This window comes from Bradyrhizobium sp. AUGA SZCCT0177, from assembly GCF_018130125.1.
Classification (GTDB): domain Bacteria; phylum Pseudomonadota; class Alphaproteobacteria; order Rhizobiales; family Xanthobacteraceae; genus Bradyrhizobium.
Window position 1 is genome coordinate 31,245 of record NZ_JAFCMA010000046.1, and the last position, 15,750, is coordinate 46,994.

The 15,750-nt window shown below is 55.1% G+C and carries 16 protein-coding genes and 1 pseudogene; 7 read left to right on the forward strand and 10 right to left on the reverse strand.

Translation table 11 applies throughout. From position 1 onward, the window contains the following. Positions 1-13 precede the first annotated feature (13 nt). The 5 genes from JQ597_RS34325 to JQ597_RS34345 all read right to left on the reverse strand — a co-directional run bounded on the left by JQ597_RS34325 (position 14) and on the right by JQ597_RS34345 (position 3,710). A complete protein-coding gene (locus tag JQ597_RS34325; RefSeq protein WP_212269834.1) occupies positions 14-1,174 on the reverse strand; it encodes a PAS domain-containing HWE histidine kinase family protein in 1,161 nt (386 codons plus the stop codon). Between the two features lie 12 nt (positions 1,175-1,186). Beyond that, entirely contained in the window at positions 1,187-1,543 is a 357-nt protein-coding gene (locus tag JQ597_RS34330) for a PAS domain-containing protein (protein ID WP_212269835.1), read from the reverse strand. 48 nt (positions 1,544-1,591) lie between these two features. Further along, on the reverse strand, positions 1,592-3,085 hold the full coding sequence (locus JQ597_RS34335; RefSeq protein ID WP_249148431.1) for a phospholipase D-like domain-containing protein: 1,494 nt from the start codon (positions 3,083-3,085) through the stop codon (positions 1,592-1,594). After that, positions 3,078-3,230, reverse strand: a complete 153-nt coding sequence (locus JQ597_RS34340) for a hypothetical protein (RefSeq protein ID WP_212269836.1) — start codon at positions 3,228-3,230, stop codon at positions 3,078-3,080. The genes JQ597_RS34335 and JQ597_RS34340 overlap by 8 nt, the downstream gene beginning before the upstream one ends. A gap of 309 nt (positions 3,231-3,539) precedes the next feature. Beyond that, positions 3,540-3,710: a hypothetical protein gene (locus JQ597_RS34345; protein WP_212269837.1), complete on the reverse strand. Its 171-nt coding sequence runs from the start codon at positions 3,708-3,710 to the stop codon at positions 3,540-3,542. 1,052 nt (positions 3,711-4,762) lie between these two features. On the opposite strand from JQ597_RS34345, the gene JQ597_RS34350 reads away from it, so the two are divergent. From JQ597_RS34350 to JQ597_RS34365, 4 genes are all read left to right on the forward strand, one after another. Continuing rightward, the gene (locus tag JQ597_RS34350) at positions 4,763-5,083 is read left to right on the forward strand and encodes a hypothetical protein (protein WP_249148432.1); all 321 of its coding nucleotides are present in this window, start codon (positions 4,763-4,765) and stop codon (positions 5,081-5,083) included. Between the two features lie 1,020 nt (positions 5,084-6,103). Continuing rightward, a complete protein-coding gene (locus JQ597_RS34355) occupies positions 6,104-6,277 on the forward strand; it encodes a hypothetical protein (protein WP_212269838.1) in 174 nt (57 codons plus the stop codon). A gap of 379 nt (positions 6,278-6,656) precedes the next feature. Next, positions 6,657-6,896, forward strand: coding sequence for a hypothetical protein (locus JQ597_RS34360; protein WP_212269839.1), 240 nt, complete (start codon positions 6,657-6,659; stop codon positions 6,894-6,896). A gap of 55 nt (positions 6,897-6,951) precedes the next feature. Next, on the forward strand, positions 6,952-7,857 hold the full coding sequence (locus JQ597_RS34365) for a YihY/virulence factor BrkB family protein (RefSeq protein ID WP_212269840.1): 906 nt from the start codon (positions 6,952-6,954) through the stop codon (positions 7,855-7,857). 1,330 nt (positions 7,858-9,187) lie between these two features. Here the strand turns inward: JQ597_RS34365 and JQ597_RS37935 are convergent. Beyond that, entirely contained in the window at positions 9,188-9,373 is a 186-nt protein-coding gene (locus JQ597_RS37935) for a hypothetical protein (RefSeq protein ID WP_349628935.1), read from the reverse strand. A 926-nt stretch (positions 9,374-10,299) separates the two neighbouring features. Here JQ597_RS37935 and JQ597_RS34370 point away from each other — a divergent pair. Beyond that, positions 10,300-10,488, forward strand: coding sequence for a CsbD family protein (locus JQ597_RS34370; RefSeq protein WP_212269841.1), 189 nt, complete (start codon positions 10,300-10,302; stop codon positions 10,486-10,488). Between the two features lie 221 nt (positions 10,489-10,709). Then, positions 10,710-11,213 carry a hypothetical protein gene (locus JQ597_RS34375; RefSeq protein ID WP_212269842.1) on the forward strand — a complete coding sequence of 168 codons (504 nt, stop codon included), beginning with the start codon at positions 10,710-10,712 and terminating at the stop codon, positions 11,211-11,213. On the opposite strand, the gene JQ597_RS34380 is transcribed toward JQ597_RS34375, so the two are convergent. Next, complete coding sequence (locus JQ597_RS34380; RefSeq protein ID WP_212269843.1) at positions 11,207-11,458, reverse strand: hypothetical protein; 252 nt, start codon at positions 11,456-11,458, stop codon at positions 11,207-11,209. The two genes, JQ597_RS34375 and JQ597_RS34380, sit on opposite strands and share 7 nt — an antisense overlap. A 465-nt stretch (positions 11,459-11,923) precedes the next feature. Further along, the gene (locus JQ597_RS34385; protein WP_212269844.1) at positions 11,924-12,394 is read right to left on the reverse strand and encodes a Phasin protein; all 471 of its coding nucleotides are present in this window, start codon (positions 12,392-12,394) and stop codon (positions 11,924-11,926) included. A 2,471-nt stretch (positions 12,395-14,865) separates the two neighbouring features. On the opposite strand from JQ597_RS34385, the gene JQ597_RS38575 reads away from it, so the two are divergent. Then, entirely contained in the window at positions 14,866-15,114 is a 249-nt protein-coding gene (locus JQ597_RS38575) for a Rap1a/Tai family immunity protein (RefSeq protein ID WP_502754786.1), read from the forward strand. A gap of 59 nt (positions 15,115-15,173) precedes the next feature. Here JQ597_RS38575 and JQ597_RS34390 read toward each other — a convergent pair whose 3' ends face one another. Continuing rightward, on the reverse strand, positions 15,174-15,401 hold the full coding sequence (locus tag JQ597_RS34390; RefSeq protein ID WP_212269845.1) for a hypothetical protein: 228 nt from the start codon (positions 15,399-15,401) through the stop codon (positions 15,174-15,176). Positions 15,402-15,475: 74 nt separating this feature from the next. Then, positions 15,476-15,750, reverse strand: a pseudogene (locus JQ597_RS34395) (hypothetical protein); the annotation flags it as partial.

The window sequence follows — 15,750 nt, forward strand, 5'->3', positions numbered from 1 at the left end:
TGGGCTGCCTGGCTTATGCAAGCGGCAGAACGATTTCGCAGGTTAGCCCTTGGTCGCGCCAATCAAAACGTACCTCACCCCTGAGCTGGCCAATCATGTTTTCCACGATGCGCGTGCCGAACCCGCGGTGCGTGGGCGGCGTAACGGTCGGCCCACCCGACTCGATCCAGCGCAAGCTGAGCCTTCCATCTGCTGTAAGGGACCATGAGACTTCAACGCGGCCACCCGCTGCCGATAGCGATCCGTATTTTGCCGCGTTGGTCGCAAGTTCGTGCAAGGAGATTGCAGTAGTCTGAGCCGTACTCGGCTCCAGCATAACGGCTGGCCCGTCAATTCGCACCCGCGCTTCTCTCTTCCCGCCGTAAGCCAAAAGCTCCTGCGTGGCCAGACGGTGAAGCTCGGCTCCCGCCCAGCGGGATTCCACGAACAGCGTATGGACCTTTGCCAGGGCATTGATTCGCCCTTCGATCGCTTGCTTGAGATCATCAGGCGTGTCGGAATGAGAGAGACGCACCGTCGCCAGCACCGTGGCCAGGATGTTCTTGGTTCGATGCTCGGCTTCGCGTGCGAGATTGACCATTTGAGCTTCGCTGCGCTTGTGCTCGGTTATGTCGCGAGCGATTTTCGATGCGCCGATGACCTTGCCTTGCGTGTTTCTGACCGGTGAGATGGTCAGCGAAACGTCAATCAAACTCCCATGCTTTCGCTGCCGAACGGTTTGGTAGTGTTCGACGCGCTGGCCGCGCCGAATTCGCCCCATGATCGTTTCTTCCTCTTTTTGATGATCGGGCGGAATCAGAAGCGTAATCGGCTTGCCGATGATTTCCTCGGCGAGATAGCCAAAAATGCGCTCCGCGCCACCATTCCAACTCGTGATGATGCCATCAAGGTCCTTGCTGACGATTGCATCGTCGCTGGATTGGATGATAGCGGCGAGCCGTAGCGCGGTTTCCTCACTGCGTTTGCGCTCCGTTATATCCTGGAAGCAGTTGACGGCACCGACAATGTTTCCATCGGTATCCCTGATTGCCTCGATGTCAACGAGCGCGATGCCGCGCAAGCCGTCAGGTCGCTCGATATGTACTTCCTGTTCGCGCACGGAAATACCCGTGCGCAGCACATCTGCCATGGAGCATTGATGGTGCGGGAGCAGACTGCCGTCGGGGCGAAACATTCGATACGATCCTCAGAACCGTTCATCAGGATCGCCGAGTTTAGGCGACCGGCCCCATAATTGGGCAGCGCGGCGATTGTATCGCAGAATTAGACCGTCCCGGTCACAAACATAAACGGCAAACGGCAGTTGTTCGAACAGTCGCCCGGGTAATTCGAAGGCCTGTTCATCTTGGCGCATATCAAGGACGACGCCGGCTTCGTTTGCGAGCGCGTCCACCTCGCTGGAGGTTCTCACAGGTTTGCGCCGGAAGAAACGTAGCGCGTCGGAAGATGCCGCCCGCTGGATAGCATGCCCGAGATAGAAAACCGCCCCGGCTTCTCTGATCGCGCCGAGCGACGGCTCTTCATCGACGTTACTCATCGCCATGATGGCCTCCATGGGCGCGATGCTGAGCCGTACACAAGGCTGATGCAATCAGTGCTGACCTGATGTTCTACCCAGCCGAAACATTGACGGGACGCTCCCAATCTTTTCCACGATGCGCCGGCCCAAACCCACCGGCATCTTCTCTGGGTCTAGTAGGTCATTCTCCGCCAACACACTTTCGTCCGTCTGAATTGTTGCCCGATCAAACGGCTTTAACGTTCTTCCGGAGTTACGCAAAGCATCAATTGCCTTTAAAACGGATCCGGAATTTTCAATAAGGGCGGCTGAAAACATCTGCGGCTTGACGCCTAAATGCTCACAAATAAGATTCTGGCGAACTCCCGCGATCGTGTCGCGCAGTTTTCTCTGTTCCGGGGAATGGCCCACCGCTTCAACAGCGAGATCGCACTCGGTATCAAAGCTCATGGAGCGATTGTTCAAATTAGATGACCCCACCCGAAGTAACTTGTCGTCCATGGTTAGTATCTTAGCGTGCACGTAAATCGGTTGGCCTCCGGCCGTTACAGGGTAGTACACGCCAAGCCGCTTATGTTTGTCAGCCTGCCAGAGCTCCTGAAGTAGTCGATATCGCGCGCCATCCATGGCTTTATGCTCGAGCCATCCCTCCGTTGTTTTTGGGAGCACTAGTATTATCTCGGGACCGTAGGGTTCTCGCAAGCGATGGGCCATCGCATCGGCGATTTTGCGCGACGCCAAATACTGCGTTTCTATGTAAACGGTGCGCTCCGCTCGCCCGATGGCATCGAGATAAAGTGACTCGATCTCCCGGACTCCGCGCTCGTCGTCTAAACCGGGAAGGGTACGGGCTATTGCTACTTCAACATGCTCCATGATGGGTATTAAATTGCCAGGCCACAGGTCCGCTTTTCTCGGGAGAGTAGGAAGCTCTTTTCCTGTCGCGCGGAGCCAGCGCTCACGCGCAAGGTCTGCGATGGCACGAGCAGCATCACCGTCAACGGCGGTGGTCGCGTCATGCCAAGGACCGTAATTTCGCCCGCTCGGTTTCTTGCGTAGCGGATTGTCGTCAAGGTGCTCAGGGGTATCCCAGCGATCAGTCGTCATGTCGATTCCACCGCAGAACGCGATTGCATCGTCGATAACCACGATTTTCTGGTGGTGAGCAGCGCCCACGGGATGGGCATGATCCAGTTTAAGGTGCAATCGCTTGTCGGTGATCCAATCCACAACGAATAATGGCGTCATGCCCCGTCCCAAGGCTTGTATCATGCCTAGATCCCACTTGAGCACGTAGACGTTCAGGTGGTCACGATGCTTCGGAAGCCACGAGAGAAACTCCCCCAGCGTATTTGGCCCCTCAAGCGTTTGCTTCTCCGGCTCCAGTTTGATTCGAGTGTCAAAATCCCACCCTATCAGCATGATCCTGTGCTGTGCTTTGAGCATTGCGCTTTTTACATGGTGAAAGTAGTCGGCTGCGTCAACAATCAGCGCCAGACGTTCTGCGCGCTCGATACGCCAGCAATTCCAACCTACCGTCAGCATACGCCCGCTTACGTCATTCATATTGCTCAGCCATCGCCCGTCGAATGAACTGCGAGATCCAGACCGGCACCCGCTCCTCGATGATCTTAAAGTATCGATCCAATTCCGCTTTTGTCGTTGCCATTTCTACCCCATCTAATTCTGCGCCGTTGCAGCCAAACTGCATTTGGGAAGCGCCAACGCGGCAATCGGGGCCTTCAACGAGCGAGACGGCTGTGCGTTCGGTTGCGATGCATAAGCGCCCTGCTCAGCCTCAGTTAAAAGACAGACGACGATCCGGGCGGACGAAGCCTGTCTCGAAAGCTTCCTTACGGCGTAATCCAGTCGTGCCTTTGAGACGTTCTCGAGATAGCAAATGCATAGGGAGGCAGCTTCGTTTTTCTCGATCGCGGTGCCCGCGCCGGATACCCGCGCATTCATGCCTTTGCGCTTGAGAACGTCTGCGACTAATCAAATCATCATGAGCGCTACTGGCCTAGTTTGAATTTGTAAGCGGCCTGCCGCGTAGTTCGTTACGAACGCGATGGGCAGTCAAATCGACGACCTGCGGCGCGCTGTCGCCGCGCAGTTTCTCAACAAACCAAAATGCCCAAATGGCTACAAACGAGCAAACGAATATCAGTGCGCAAAAAAGAAATACATTCATGGGGTCCTCCAGACTGCGCTTGCTTTGTTTCGGTTTACGCGCAGCAACCCTGAACTAAATGCTTTAGGCATCGAAAGTTCCCCAACCCGTGTTTGCGAGGAGACAAGGGCGTGACGGCCAGTGCACCGACGCGCGCCGGGGCCGTTGTCGCCTATCTAACCGCATGCGCTCCTCGCTTTTGAACCTTCGCCGCCCGTCCGCGTATTTATACGGCCAATAGGGGCTGACGGGCTGAGCGAGCGCTTACAAGTTGTCCTACGGGGAATGGGCGAAGTTAACCGTCAAGGCTGTGCTAATCGCGGCCGCTATGGATTCCCTCCTTTTCGGAGTCATCTGGTATTTCACAAAGTGAGCTGTTTTGAACAGCGCGGAGGCGACCGGAGAAATGCCAGATTGTCCCGATCACCGCCCCGCCATCGGCATATCGGGGACTGAGAGTGTTGTGCCCCCGCCCAATCCCAGGGATGCACCCCGTGCCTTCTACACAAACCGAGACTTTATTCAGCGTTTTCCGACCTCGGCATTTTCAATTGCGCCAAATGCAGCAAGCCAATGAGGCTTGTCTGCATTGAGCCCGGCGAACCGGGGTTCGATAACCGCACGTTCGAATGCGAGAATGTCACGACACCGCGCGGTTTGTCGTCTCGGGCTGAAAATGGCACGGATCGATTAGATTGAGGTTCTGGGCGTGGCCACGCTGGCCCTATCAGCTGGGACGCTCTTAATGCTGCTGTTCGCGATGTAGCCATGCACGAGCACGCCCGCAAGACCTTTGTAGAGCATCGATGCGCCCTACCGATCACCTATACGATACGAAGGGAAGCACTGAACGATGCCAAGCACCGGTCTTAGGCATCACTGCAGCGATCTTCGTGTGCGGCCCTACAGCCGCTGCAATGCTTCTTCATCTGCCGGGATAACTGCTGCAAGTAGCGAGCGCCCGGCTGATCGCAATACGGTGCCAGGTCCCGCAGCGTTCCACCCTGCTAGCGTCACCGGAGGAACTTTCACAAGCTTAAGCGTTGTTTAGGATAGTTCACGGGCGATAGTAAATGCGAGATGAAATGACCGCCTCTCATAAAGAGATGAATAGATATTTTGAGATGGTCAATCGGCGAGTGCCGGCCAGGGTCTCTCAATTCATTCGCTGGTTGCGCAAACCGTCGTCATTCGCGGCTCGGCTAGCGGTGGCTTTACTGTTCATTGTCGGGGGCGTCTTTAGCTTCTTACCTGTGTTGGGTGTCTGGATGCTGCCCCTTGGCCTCCTGTTGATTGCTCAGGATATCCCCGTTTTGCAAAAGCCTCTCGTTAGTTGCCTGGCGTGGATAGAGAAAAAGTGGGAACTGCTAAAATTGAAATGGCAAAATCGCTGAGATGGTTTCGCGGCAAATAAGCCGCTCGTAGACGCAAAGAAGCAATAGGGGTGAAACTCGCTCTTCAGCACATCAGCACCGACAAAAAACGCTCCGCCCCTAGCACCGAAGGCCCCGTCAACCTGATGAGCCGCGGCTCGTCTGCCGCTTAAGCGAACCTGCTTGGGTACCGGGTCGGCCTTTTGTGCGTTCCCGTTCAACAGCACCTACTGGAGTGGATTGGAGATCAAGATGACACCCCGCGAACGAAAAGACATGCCTTGGCTTCTGGTGGCGTTCGCTGTCGTCATTGTGGTTATCATCGGCGGCGCATTTTTGCGCTGGCCATAAGCCGTGACATTTTGAACTAGCCAGTCGGCCGCTAATCCTCGGGTCGATAATGCTCAGGGCGAACTTAACATTTGTTCCTTCAGCGAATACCCGCAAGCAAAGTGCGTTCGCGGGAAAATAGAGTCCTTCCAAATGAGGGGCACGAACGATTTCCAGTGAACCATCTTATAGGGAAAAGAGGTTGGCCATGGATGAAATCGAGGATCCCCGCGACTTGGAGCGCAAGATCGAACAAGCGAGCCGAATAGCCTCCAGCGTGACCGATCAAACGACTTATGAACGCCTTACCATGAATCGCGCCTAAGGACGAAGCTCTCAATCCTTTTCGCTTTTTGCGCTCTCGGCTACGTCTGCCGAGTTGTGAACATACACCCGACGGGCGAACACTTGATGGATACAAACTGTGGGGGCGAAAGAAAGTAAGGCCGCCTCAGTTGGCAGCCTCTTTCATTTGTCGATGCAATCCCATGTCGCCTGTTGGCAAAGTGCCGGTCAATATTGATCAATTCAAGAATAATTAACGTGTGTCGTTAGCGAATTACGACGCTGCCGGATCCAAATCAGGACAGACCCGTGTATCGGTACTGGTCGAAATAGACCACTCGTCAGAACAAAAACAGGCCACTCGTATCAGGAACGTAACCAGCGCAGTTCTGTTGAACATTATTCATCCTTCCAAAGGAACGCCTGATGGCCGACGACAACACAAGAAATCCAAATGTGAAACACCCCGGCGAAAACCCTGAAGGTAAGTTCCATTACAACCCCGGCAACATGGCCGGGAAAAAGCCCGGCGATCCGGAAGAGACTGCCGAGAATCGTGGCGAGCTTCCGCAAAAGACCAAAGAGAAGCCCGGCGCCTAGTGCCAGCAGACGACCCCCGAAGCGGCCCCAGTGCTCCCCCGAGTTCGCTTGTCTCCGGTTCCATCTGCTAATAGCCGGTGGGCCGGGAGCGATCTTGCGATGCGACTATACCTTTCGGCTTGGCTTGTAAGGCTGAACCCAGAGCCATCAAGGTTGCCGGAGCCAACGCGCTCGAAATCAGAGCCCCGGACCAACGTCCCTCCAAGACAGCCACATCCTCCGCGTCCGAAGTAAGGCCGCCTCAGTTGGCGGCGCTACGGAATTGCGAAACTGTCCACCCGTCACTGCTGCCCCAAATTCGGGATCGAGCAAATCTGCAAATCATCTAGTCAGCACCTCTGAGAGGTCGGGTTACCCTAAGAACAAACAGGTGTTTCAAATGAGCATAGTAAAGCGTCACCTCGCGGAACAAGAAGAGCGTCTGGCTCTTATTGAAGAAATTTGCATCGATAAAGGGGCGCTTGTTTTAGACGCCGCTACCGACGAAGTTTATTTTTCGGCGGACGATGCGGCCTACAAGAACGCCTACGTAACGGTGTTTCAGGCATGGGCGAAAGGTATAATCAAGGGCACGGCTGAACAGGTATTTGACGCCACAAAATCAATTCTCGAGGACTAGCCTCAACCGACTAGGCAATTTTCTTTCTGGGCTTAAAAGAAGGCGGACTGGGTCGATGTGGACTGCGGGCCAAACCGCCAAGAAGGTGTTAAACCAACCAGGCGCCTTCGCTTTGGCGGTGATCACACAGTTTCGTGCCAACCAAGGTGTTTTGCTCGCTGGCGCAGTGGCGTACTATACGTTGTTGTCGTTAGTTCCGCTGCTTATCCTCATTTTAATGGCCCTCTCCCACATCGTTCCGGAAGACCGCCTTCTTTTGACCCTAAGCGAATATCTCGAGTTTGTAATTCCAGGGCAATCAGGAGCTTTGGTAGAGGAAGTTCGGACGTTCCTCGCTCAAAAGCAAGTCGTCGGCTGGATCCTGTTCGTCACAATGCTTTTCTTTAGCGCACTGGCGTTTACTATTCTCGAGAACGCAATGTCGGTGATTTTCTTCCATCGGGTCAAAATCAAGCGCCGACATTTCCTGGTGTCAGCCGTAATGCCCTACTTGTTCATCCTTTTTTTGGGTGTAGGGCTACTCATCGTCACCGTCCTTTCCGGAGTGCTCCAGTTCGTGGGCACTCGAAGTATCGTGATTCTCGGTCAGCCACATTCCCTGGACCAATTTTCCATTTTTCTCCTCTATATCGTTGGAGTTACCGGTGAGATCTTTTTGCTAACTGCGATCTATTTTGTCATGCCTGTGGGGCGATTGTCCTTGCGTCATGCACTGATTGGCGGAGTGACGGCCACGCTCCTTTGGGAAGTGATGAGGCACATTCTGGCTTGGTACTACGCAACCATGTCTCAGATTCAACTTGTTTACGGCTCCCTCACCACGGCGATCGCTGTGCTATTGAGTGTTGAGCTTGGCGCATTGGTCTTGTTGATCGGCGCCCAGGTGATCGCAGAATATGAACGGATTAGTCGCGAGCCAATCGAAACGGCGGCCCGACCGGCGAAGCTGGAGGAACCATAGAGCGCGAGGGTTAACGTGCGCGGCTGGGTCGAGCCATTGCGGCGACCAAAGCCCGCCTTGCGCGTGCTGGCGGCCTTCTCAGCAGCATTTGAGAGTCTTCTAGTCCGTATGAACTCTGCGTGGCGCTCACTAAGGATCCTAACGGCCGCAACAGACTCAACCCTCAACGCGCTCGCGATCCAGGCCTTGAACGATCTGCTGAAAAGCACGGGAAGCGGCCGGCTATCGGAAATCCCCTCCCCGAATGAATAGTTAAGAATGCGGACTGAAAAATCCATGGCGCGCTGGATGCGATGAGCGGGGAACCAACTAGATTGCGGTCATGGATGAAAAAGATCTCGAACGCCAAGGCAATGAACCATCCCCGCTCCTTTTTTTCGGGATCGCGGCTTTGCCGTTCTTTGGCTTACTGGGATGGTATTTCGGCCTGTTCGGTTGAAAACAATCTGCCCCTGCTCATAGGCACCGGGTCAACATGAAGAGAACTTAATAGCAATAACAGCAACCTGGATGCCACGAGGCGCGTACTAATAGTGTCGGAGGTGCGAACTCTGCACCAGGCCGGCCGGCGGCCTCATAACTCATGGTCGCCCCGATGATGGGGCCGCCGTTAAGGTTTCCTGTGGGGACGGTGCCGAGATTACTGACACCTCGGAAAATATTGGGATGTTTCTCCCGCTGGAAACTCTCGGCACCGTCCATCGATAGCCGACTGCCTAATCCTCGGGTGTACCGCGAGCAATCATGGTTAGCGGGCCGGACCTTAGTCATACTCGTTCGTAGACGACTTATGCAGCACCTCCAAGGCAGAGCGGGGACTAGTGCAGAGTGCGGACCGGCCTTATACCAGTCTCGCAAACACAGATGCCAGGGTTCCGAGCTGGGCCGTTCGTTCCGCACAAACGATGCCTTCGTTAGCAAGGCGTATCGGGTGCCTCATCCCACCCTTCCAGGCATTCGAGATCGCCGTGGCAACCAACAATTCAGGATTGGGAAACTTATCAACGAGCCCGGTCGCGTGCACGTAGCCCATGGCGATAGTCATAGCTTGGCACAAGTCGGGGTTGTTTTCGGTAATGCGATAGTGCGCAGCGTACATGGGTCCTCACCACTCTTGCTGCGCTAGAAACTTTGTAAATACTTCACCGTTCCTATTCTGGTGCTTCCGGCAAACAAGCAATCTGTGGGCCAGGCGCGGTAATCAAACCTCGCTACTGCGCCTGGTCTCCCATTTGAAATAGGAACTCAAGCCGCGCTTGCGTTTAGCCACAGACGGTCCTCTGGCCGGGCGGTCCACTGACACCATGCAGACGGGCCGCCCGGTTTCAATTTATCGACGGTGGCCCAGCGGCAGACCCATTGCCCTCGCCTTTTGACGCAACGTCGCACCCGATCGCTTCATAAGCTTTGCGATACGCTCTACCGGAGTCTTAGACTTCGAATGCGTCTTCAGCAGTTTTAGATCGTCTTTCGTATATCCACGACGTGCCGCCGTCTTCTTAGCTTTCTTGGCCACAAGGGACTCCTTTTTGTGAGGTGCCCTTCTAGCATTAAGCGATTGCGTGGCAACTTAGGGGCCGAATGGCGGATCGGCGTTTAGCCAGGATAGCGAACTCAGGATTTTGCATGGGTTTGGGTCCACGGAATAAGCTTCGCCGTGGCTCAACAGGTCATGCCGGTTGCGGCGTCTCGAGGGTGTCCTGTCTGCTCATGATGGCCCGAGTCACGCGCGCCGTCTTATTCGCCAAGCCAGGGGTAAGCCCAACGACCGGTACTAAGCTTTGGAACATTATGGATTGCAGGGCGTCTGGTTTGGACCTTCCAGCCGAAAGACGCCCCCCGACTGCTGAAGGAAAACCCGTACCATTCGGGTTGGCGGCCCCCGGTTGGGGGTTTTTTTTCGGAATTAAGTGCAGGCCGAGGGTGCGGGAAGTCCGAGCTCGGCGATCGATGCAGAGCGCTGACCTTGGGATCCGCCAATAGTGAACGTTCTGAAGCCGCCCAGCTGCGCAGTCGAACAGCGTGAGACACTCCTTCCTCGCTTTTTTCTGTTGTTTTCTTCGAACGGCTCCCATATCGCCTACAAATTCGGTGCAAGGAAGACGGTGAGCTACTCGGTGCATCCCACCCTTCCTGTAGCGCCGCCCAATAAATGATGCCTGCTAATTCCGTTCCCAAATCTGCTTCGTCAAATCATCAATATTCCTGCGCCACATCCGGCGAAAGCGTTTCACCGGCTTTATCCGGCACGTCAGCCTCATGACTCAGCCGTTTAATCTCTACGCGCTGTCGGTCGATCATTACCGATTCATCTAGGCTCATCGTCTAGCGACAATCAGCAGGGCGTCATTACCGGTTTTCAAACGGAACACTAGTCACCAAATCGTCAAGCAACTCGAGGCGCTCTCGCTTCGTTACATCTGCTCACAAAGGAGAGTGATCATGGATAAAGACCGCATTGAAGGTGCCGCAAAACAGGCAAAGGGCACAATCAAAAAAACCGTCGGTAAGGTGACGGGCGATAGTAAGACCGAAGCCGAAGGAACTGCAGACAAGGCTGAGGGCAAGGTGCAAAATACCGTCGGCGGCATCAAGGATAAGGCTCGCGAAGTGCTCAACAGCGACAAGTAAAGCATCGAAGCTGGTGGGTCGTCGTATCGACCCTGGTGGGTCGTCGCAAGCCGGACCTATGGTTTGGTCCCGTACGTCCGGCTTTTTTTCAATGTTATGCACCACTCTCACTTTCGATTCTTCTTGCTCTTGTCGAATTTGTCGAATTTCTAAGTCCAGTACGGGCGATCTGGATAAGTTTTTTCCTGGCAGAGTTACGACCGGTACTGAGGGATTTGGGCATGCCCGTCAACTGCAACGGTGGCATGATCGATCCCAGAGAGTATACTCAAAGTGCGAGCCGTGATGGTCGCCTGCCGTTAGACCGGAATGAACATGCTTGTTCCTACGAGGCGGTCGTACTCTCCGACCAACTCCTTATTGGATCTACGAGCGCGAGTACGACCGGCGCGGCAGAGACGTGCTTCAAGGCACCAACAACACCAAAGGCACCGCTTCGGCGGGCCTTTTTTTTGTTCCGCAGCCAGCAAATAGGAACGCCACTGTGCGCGGGCCGTTCTGCCCCCATGCAGATATTTTCCTACAGCGTCACGGACCTCACCGATTACGAGTCGCCATCCGACGAAATCCTGCTGGACGAGCAGGAGGTTCCGTCGTTCGCGGCCCGGGTGGCGCGCGAGATGCTGACCGCGATGCCGGAGCTGAAGCTCAAAGGAATGTGCCTCGCGGTCTACAACAGAGAAAGCACGCCGGTCGTGATCGCTCCGCTGGACCCCATTCAATAATGCCCTTGGCCAACTTCAACAAGCTGAGTCCGGACGCCCTTACGGCGTCGTGCAGTGAAGTCATCATAAACCTGTATAATTTTGTTCGGGATGCAGAAGGCCGAGGGCGCCTCCAGTCCTTGAAGATGGGTGCCTTTTAACCGGGGATGCCGTCCTAGACGGCGCAGGTTATGAGAAATAATGGAAAACGAATGCCAGTCAGAAAACGCCGCGGCCAGCCCGGCAATAAGAATGCGGTAAAACATGGCAGGCACAGCGAGCCGGTTCGAGCCGCGCGGGTTGCTTCATCTGATCAGCGGCGTCCATTGGACGAAACGGCGAAACGATCAATGCCTACGCTCGAGCAGCGAATGACATGAACAGCCCAGATGCTATTTCCGTCGGCGTCGCGTTCCCTTAGTCACTCGGTTTTGGCCCGTTTTGAGGCCACCCAGCCGTTTCGCATTTCGGGCAACATGGTGCCGGTATCTCTGAATTATTTCATCACTTGATGTGCCGACCATCAGACTAACCGCGGCTTCGGAAGCCGCAAGTATCTTTTCGCTGACCATTAGTTTAGCTTCGCGCCGGCCAGACCTGCCGCCGCGCATCAGCTTCATCGTTCGCAGCGCGATTACGCGATTTGCTTCGACTGCCAACATCATCAATTTGAACATCCGCCGACCTCTACATATCTGTCCGCAAAGAAGGGGCTGCTCGTATAAAAGACTTCATCGTTTCATACTTAGTTGCACCATTTCATTCGAGTACTTGCGGAACATTGCGATCCGCTCTTTTGTGAGCTCTTCTATGACGCGGAGTAATTGAACGGGCGACCTGACCGACGCAAGCCTCGGTCCGAATTCAAGCGCAAATTGCAGGTTGGCTTGTGCCATTTCCAACAGCTTTGCTTGATAAGCCCGCGCTGTTGCCGTGGCTGACGACAAGTCAAACCCCTTCCTTAATTCCGGCTCGCTCATTGTCTTTTCCTGCAATGCCATCGCCGGACGCTCAATAATGGCTGCCTCTTGTTTCGGATCGTTATGACCCTTGGGAGACGATTTAATGGGGTCGGTCGCAACCGAGCGCACGCGGCTGGGTTTTGGGCTTCTAATAACAGCCGAATTGGCTCGTTGGGCCTTGGCGGCTATTTTCAGTCTGCGGGTGGGCTTTGACGCCGTTGTTGCTTTGCGTTTAGTCATTTGCGCACTCCAAAGATGATTTGAGACATTCATTGGACAGCCAACATCCTGGGCACTCCAACGTTCCCGAATATGCTGGCGGGGCCCGTTTCTAACTAGTCTTGAACCGATCGGGGCCTAGTATTTGCCGCCCTGAATCACCGTAAGCTGGGGACGCCGACGCGACGTTGGCGCCACGGGGGTCGAAAAGGCAACCGCGTCATCCACGAGATCCGCGACCGCTATCAAATAATAACCTACACCCGCTGAACATCACGGCAGGGGCAGCCCAGAGCAGCATCATCGGCATCATGTCCTCCTACTGAGCAAACACTGTGTGTTTCAAGTACCGTGGGATTTTTTTGTTCCCACTCCCGCCGAGATCGCCAACTCTGTGCACGCTTCCTTGCTTGCGTGGACTTCCTACCAGAACCCGTCGAGCCAAATCGATCAGGTGTTCTTCAAGTGTCGTGCTGGGGCTCACAAGGCGGCGCCGCATACACTCACTCCGGGGCTTTATTGCCAGCCCGACTTATCCGACATCGGATCGCGCGCGCCGGTGCGCGTCATCGTGTGATTGCAATTAGCGCACTCAAAGGTCCGGCTGTCATCGCTCTCTGACGCTGGGCTGATCATGGTCAGCATCATTCGTTTGGAACATCGGGGATAGCGGGGCCGCCCAATTGGGATCAGCGACGGTTCAGGACGGGCATGAGGTTGGGGCAAGTGATGTGCATCCCTTTTGGTCGGGCGGGAGCGCAACACACTCTCAGTCATCGATGGAAGCCGAAAGCCGAGCGGTGATCGGGATAATCTGGCATGTCCGGGAGCCGACATAGTGATCAATATCGACCACCTCGGAAAAGTTAATGAAAGCAAATCAGGCCGCTTATAGGAACGATACCGCTGGCCCCGACTTGGACCGCATGTGATCTTCCCCGAGACGCATGAGGCTATCTAATCTCTAGCCGACCCGGCCCCAGTCCCTCTCCCCCGAGGGCTGGGGGCCTTTTCTTTAGCGCCAATATCTTGAAGACCACCCGACCATTGAGATTTGGTCTCACGACCCCCGGCGGGTCGCGCGGCTGGTGCGGAAATAGACGCTAAATGAAACTTAGCCGGGCACGCCATGGATCGCAGCACCCTGTACTTCCCACTCGGGATGATCTGCCTGGCCGTCTTGGTGGCGTTCCTTGGCTTTATGGTCTTCGCGTAAGGCCATCTCATGTTCATGTAGCGGTCCGCTATCACCGCTTCGCTAAGCCAGAGGAGGCGGGGCGCCCTTCACCCCGTTGGGAAGGGAAGTGACCACCCTCTCCAGATTGGATTGCTCTTCGCTCAGGCGCCTTTGGACAAACTGTCGCTCAAGGTCTGTCAGACTGGTCTGCAATAGGTTGCGATAGCGTTGAATATTGCTGCGATGCGTATGCAAGCGAGCCAACTGTTGATCAATCATTTGTCGTCCCTTGACGAGGGGTCCAATTCCGTCTCACCGCAACAACGCCGGCCAGAGCGGAGTATATTCGCTCTGGCGGCATCGGCATTTCCCCGGCCGGGTCTTTAAATCCCGGCGGGCTAAGCCTGCCGCACGTCTGTGACGCTTTGATTACAATGGGGGTGGTGACTCTGAGCTAGGGCCGGCGGAGCTATCTCGTCGAGTTGTTCGGCCCGGCGCCGATGCCGATGTATTACGCGAAATTGGGGTGATAAAATCCCTGTGCAGGCAAGTTGGTCTTTTGGCACCATCGAACAGCACGGTGACGCCTGTATTGCTTCGAAAAACCTCGACCACGATCCCCGTCTTGCCGGCCAGCGATCGCAATCGAGTGGCTCCGAGTTCACTGATCTTGAAGCGAGCGCCGACGACCAGTCTATTGAATTCTTGCACGTCACTCACAATTTTGCCCCACGATAAAAACACCACGTAGAATGAAAATTCAAACTCCTCTCCCGGCCCAGCGTTCCAACCGGCCGGCTAGTTTACGAAACGGCTGCGGAGGTACTCCAAAGTAGCTAGGAACGATTCAACCAAGTAGCGTTAGCTTTGGTCGCCGCTGGCGCTTTTTTCGGCGTTGCGGTTGGAATGGGCGGCCCCAGCACAGCCAGCCCCGGGCCGTTTTTGCCACGACCATCGGGCGCTTTGCGCGGCTGTCGATCAAGACAAAATTACACCAGCTCGCCAATGAAGGGCTGATCGAACGAAGTCGTCCTCGTGGGCCAGAATCGGAAAACGCTATACTACAGGAAAGGGCCGAGGCGGCTCTCCTGATCTACTTGAACCTCGTCTTGATCGCCTGCCAGAACGATGGGCCTTCCGGCGCCGGCGTCCACCCGGTTCTATTTCCCAGATCGAACGGGCGGATACGGCATTGTCTTCGCCAACGGGCACTGGTTGGAGTAGCGAGGCCGATCTATTATGTCAGGTATTCTTCGGCCCGGTCTGCAGCGGTAACTCATCCTTTCGCAACCATTATAATGCAGCGAACACTGTCATGCCCGGGTGCCGGTTAGCCCTATTACCGACTGCCAGTAATGACCCTTTTGACCAGGGATTTTGCATGGGTTTGGTCTACGGAATAATCTTCAACTCAGGCGATGCATGCATCCCAACTTCCGTCACGCGGGCGCAAGCGGTAAGAGCCGTCGTGCAGTACATCGACGCCCAACCAGCGAGAATGCACGAAAGTTTTGCGGAATTAGCCGATGCGGCCATAAGGGCCACATGGCCGTGCAAGCCTTAGAAATCTGGTCACATGATCACCGGCGGGTCGCGCGGCTCGTGAAGAAGTAGCCGCGCACACTAAGCCAAACCCGTCCGCAAACAGAAATAATCAATAACGGCGAGAACCATCAGCGCGATGAAGAGCCATCCTGCGCTTTTTTGGCCTGTATTGGCGAACTCACGGTTGAGATCTGTCTGGCTTGCATGCGGCACCAGTTTTTTACGACGGTGATGTGACGCTGCCGAGCGAAATTCTCGGCCTTGTTTCCACGATGACAAGAGCTTGCGAATTAGGATATCAGACATCTTGCACGATCATTTGGGGTCGGAAGCAATTGGGTATTGAATCAGAATTAGTAGCGGCTTGCCGCTTGTTTCGGCTAAGAAGACCAAGGCAACCTGATGAGAATTTGAAGTCGGGCGGGCAAGCCGGTCGCTGTGGGGCGCAGGATGGTGCGTAGCCGCTCCCCAATCTCGTCGCAGATTGCGCGGCTGTGGACACTGTCGATTTGAACCTGGTTTGAAACCTTCATGGCCGTTCTCGCAGCACTGTCTTTCCTGCGATGACAATAATCATCAAATTTTAAGGGACCGAACTCACTTCCCTGGGCATTTGAATAGAAAGCGTAACGGGGAATTAACTCTGACGCCCCGC

Excerpts from the sequence above, each read along its gene's own strand:
- JQ597_RS34390 (WP_212269845.1), bottom strand. The coding sequence starts at position 15,401 with ATGTCTGATATCCTAATTCGCAAGCTCTTGTCATCGTGGAAACAAGGC.
- JQ597_RS34375 (WP_212269842.1), top strand. The coding sequence starts at position 10,710 with ATGCCCGTCAACTGCAACGGTGGCATGATCGATCCCAGAGAGTATACT.
- JQ597_RS34330 (WP_212269835.1), bottom strand. The coding sequence starts at position 1,543 with ATGGCGATGAGTAACGTCGATGAAGAGCCGTCGCTCGGCGCGATCAGA.
- JQ597_RS34340 (WP_212269836.1), bottom strand. The coding sequence starts at position 3,230 with ATGCAGTTTGGCTGCAACGGCGCAGAATTAGATGGGGTAGAAATGGCA.
- JQ597_RS34345 (WP_212269837.1), bottom strand. The coding sequence starts at position 3,710 with ATGAATGTATTTCTTTTTTGCGCACTGATATTCGTTTGCTCGTTTGTA.
- JQ597_RS34385 (WP_212269844.1), bottom strand. The coding sequence starts at position 12,394 with ATGACTAAACGCAAAGCAACAACGGCGTCAAAGCCCACCCGCAGACTG.
- JQ597_RS34380 (WP_212269843.1), bottom strand. The coding sequence starts at position 11,458 with ATGTTTTACCGCATTCTTATTGCCGGGCTGGCCGCGGCGTTTTCTGAC.
- JQ597_RS34350 (WP_249148432.1), top strand. The coding sequence starts at position 4,763 with ATGCGAGATGAAATGACCGCCTCTCATAAAGAGATGAATAGATATTTT.
- JQ597_RS34360 (WP_212269839.1), top strand. The coding sequence starts at position 6,657 with ATGAGCATAGTAAAGCGTCACCTCGCGGAACAAGAAGAGCGTCTGGCT.
- JQ597_RS34325 (WP_212269834.1), bottom strand. The coding sequence starts at position 1,174 with ATGTTTCGCCCCGACGGCAGTCTGCTCCCGCACCATCAATGCTCCATG.
- JQ597_RS38575 (WP_502754786.1), top strand. The coding sequence starts at position 14,866 with ATGCCCGGGTGCCGGTTAGCCCTATTACCGACTGCCAGTAATGACCCT.
- JQ597_RS34365 (WP_212269840.1), top strand. The coding sequence starts at position 6,952 with ATGTGGACTGCGGGCCAAACCGCCAAGAAGGTGTTAAACCAACCAGGC.
- JQ597_RS34335 (WP_249148431.1), bottom strand. The coding sequence starts at position 3,085 with ATGAATGACGTAAGCGGGCGTATGCTGACGGTAGGTTGGAATTGCTGG.
- JQ597_RS34355 (WP_212269838.1), top strand. The coding sequence starts at position 6,104 with ATGGCCGACGACAACACAAGAAATCCAAATGTGAAACACCCCGGCGAA.
- JQ597_RS34370 (WP_212269841.1), top strand. The coding sequence starts at position 10,300 with ATGGATAAAGACCGCATTGAAGGTGCCGCAAAACAGGCAAAGGGCACA.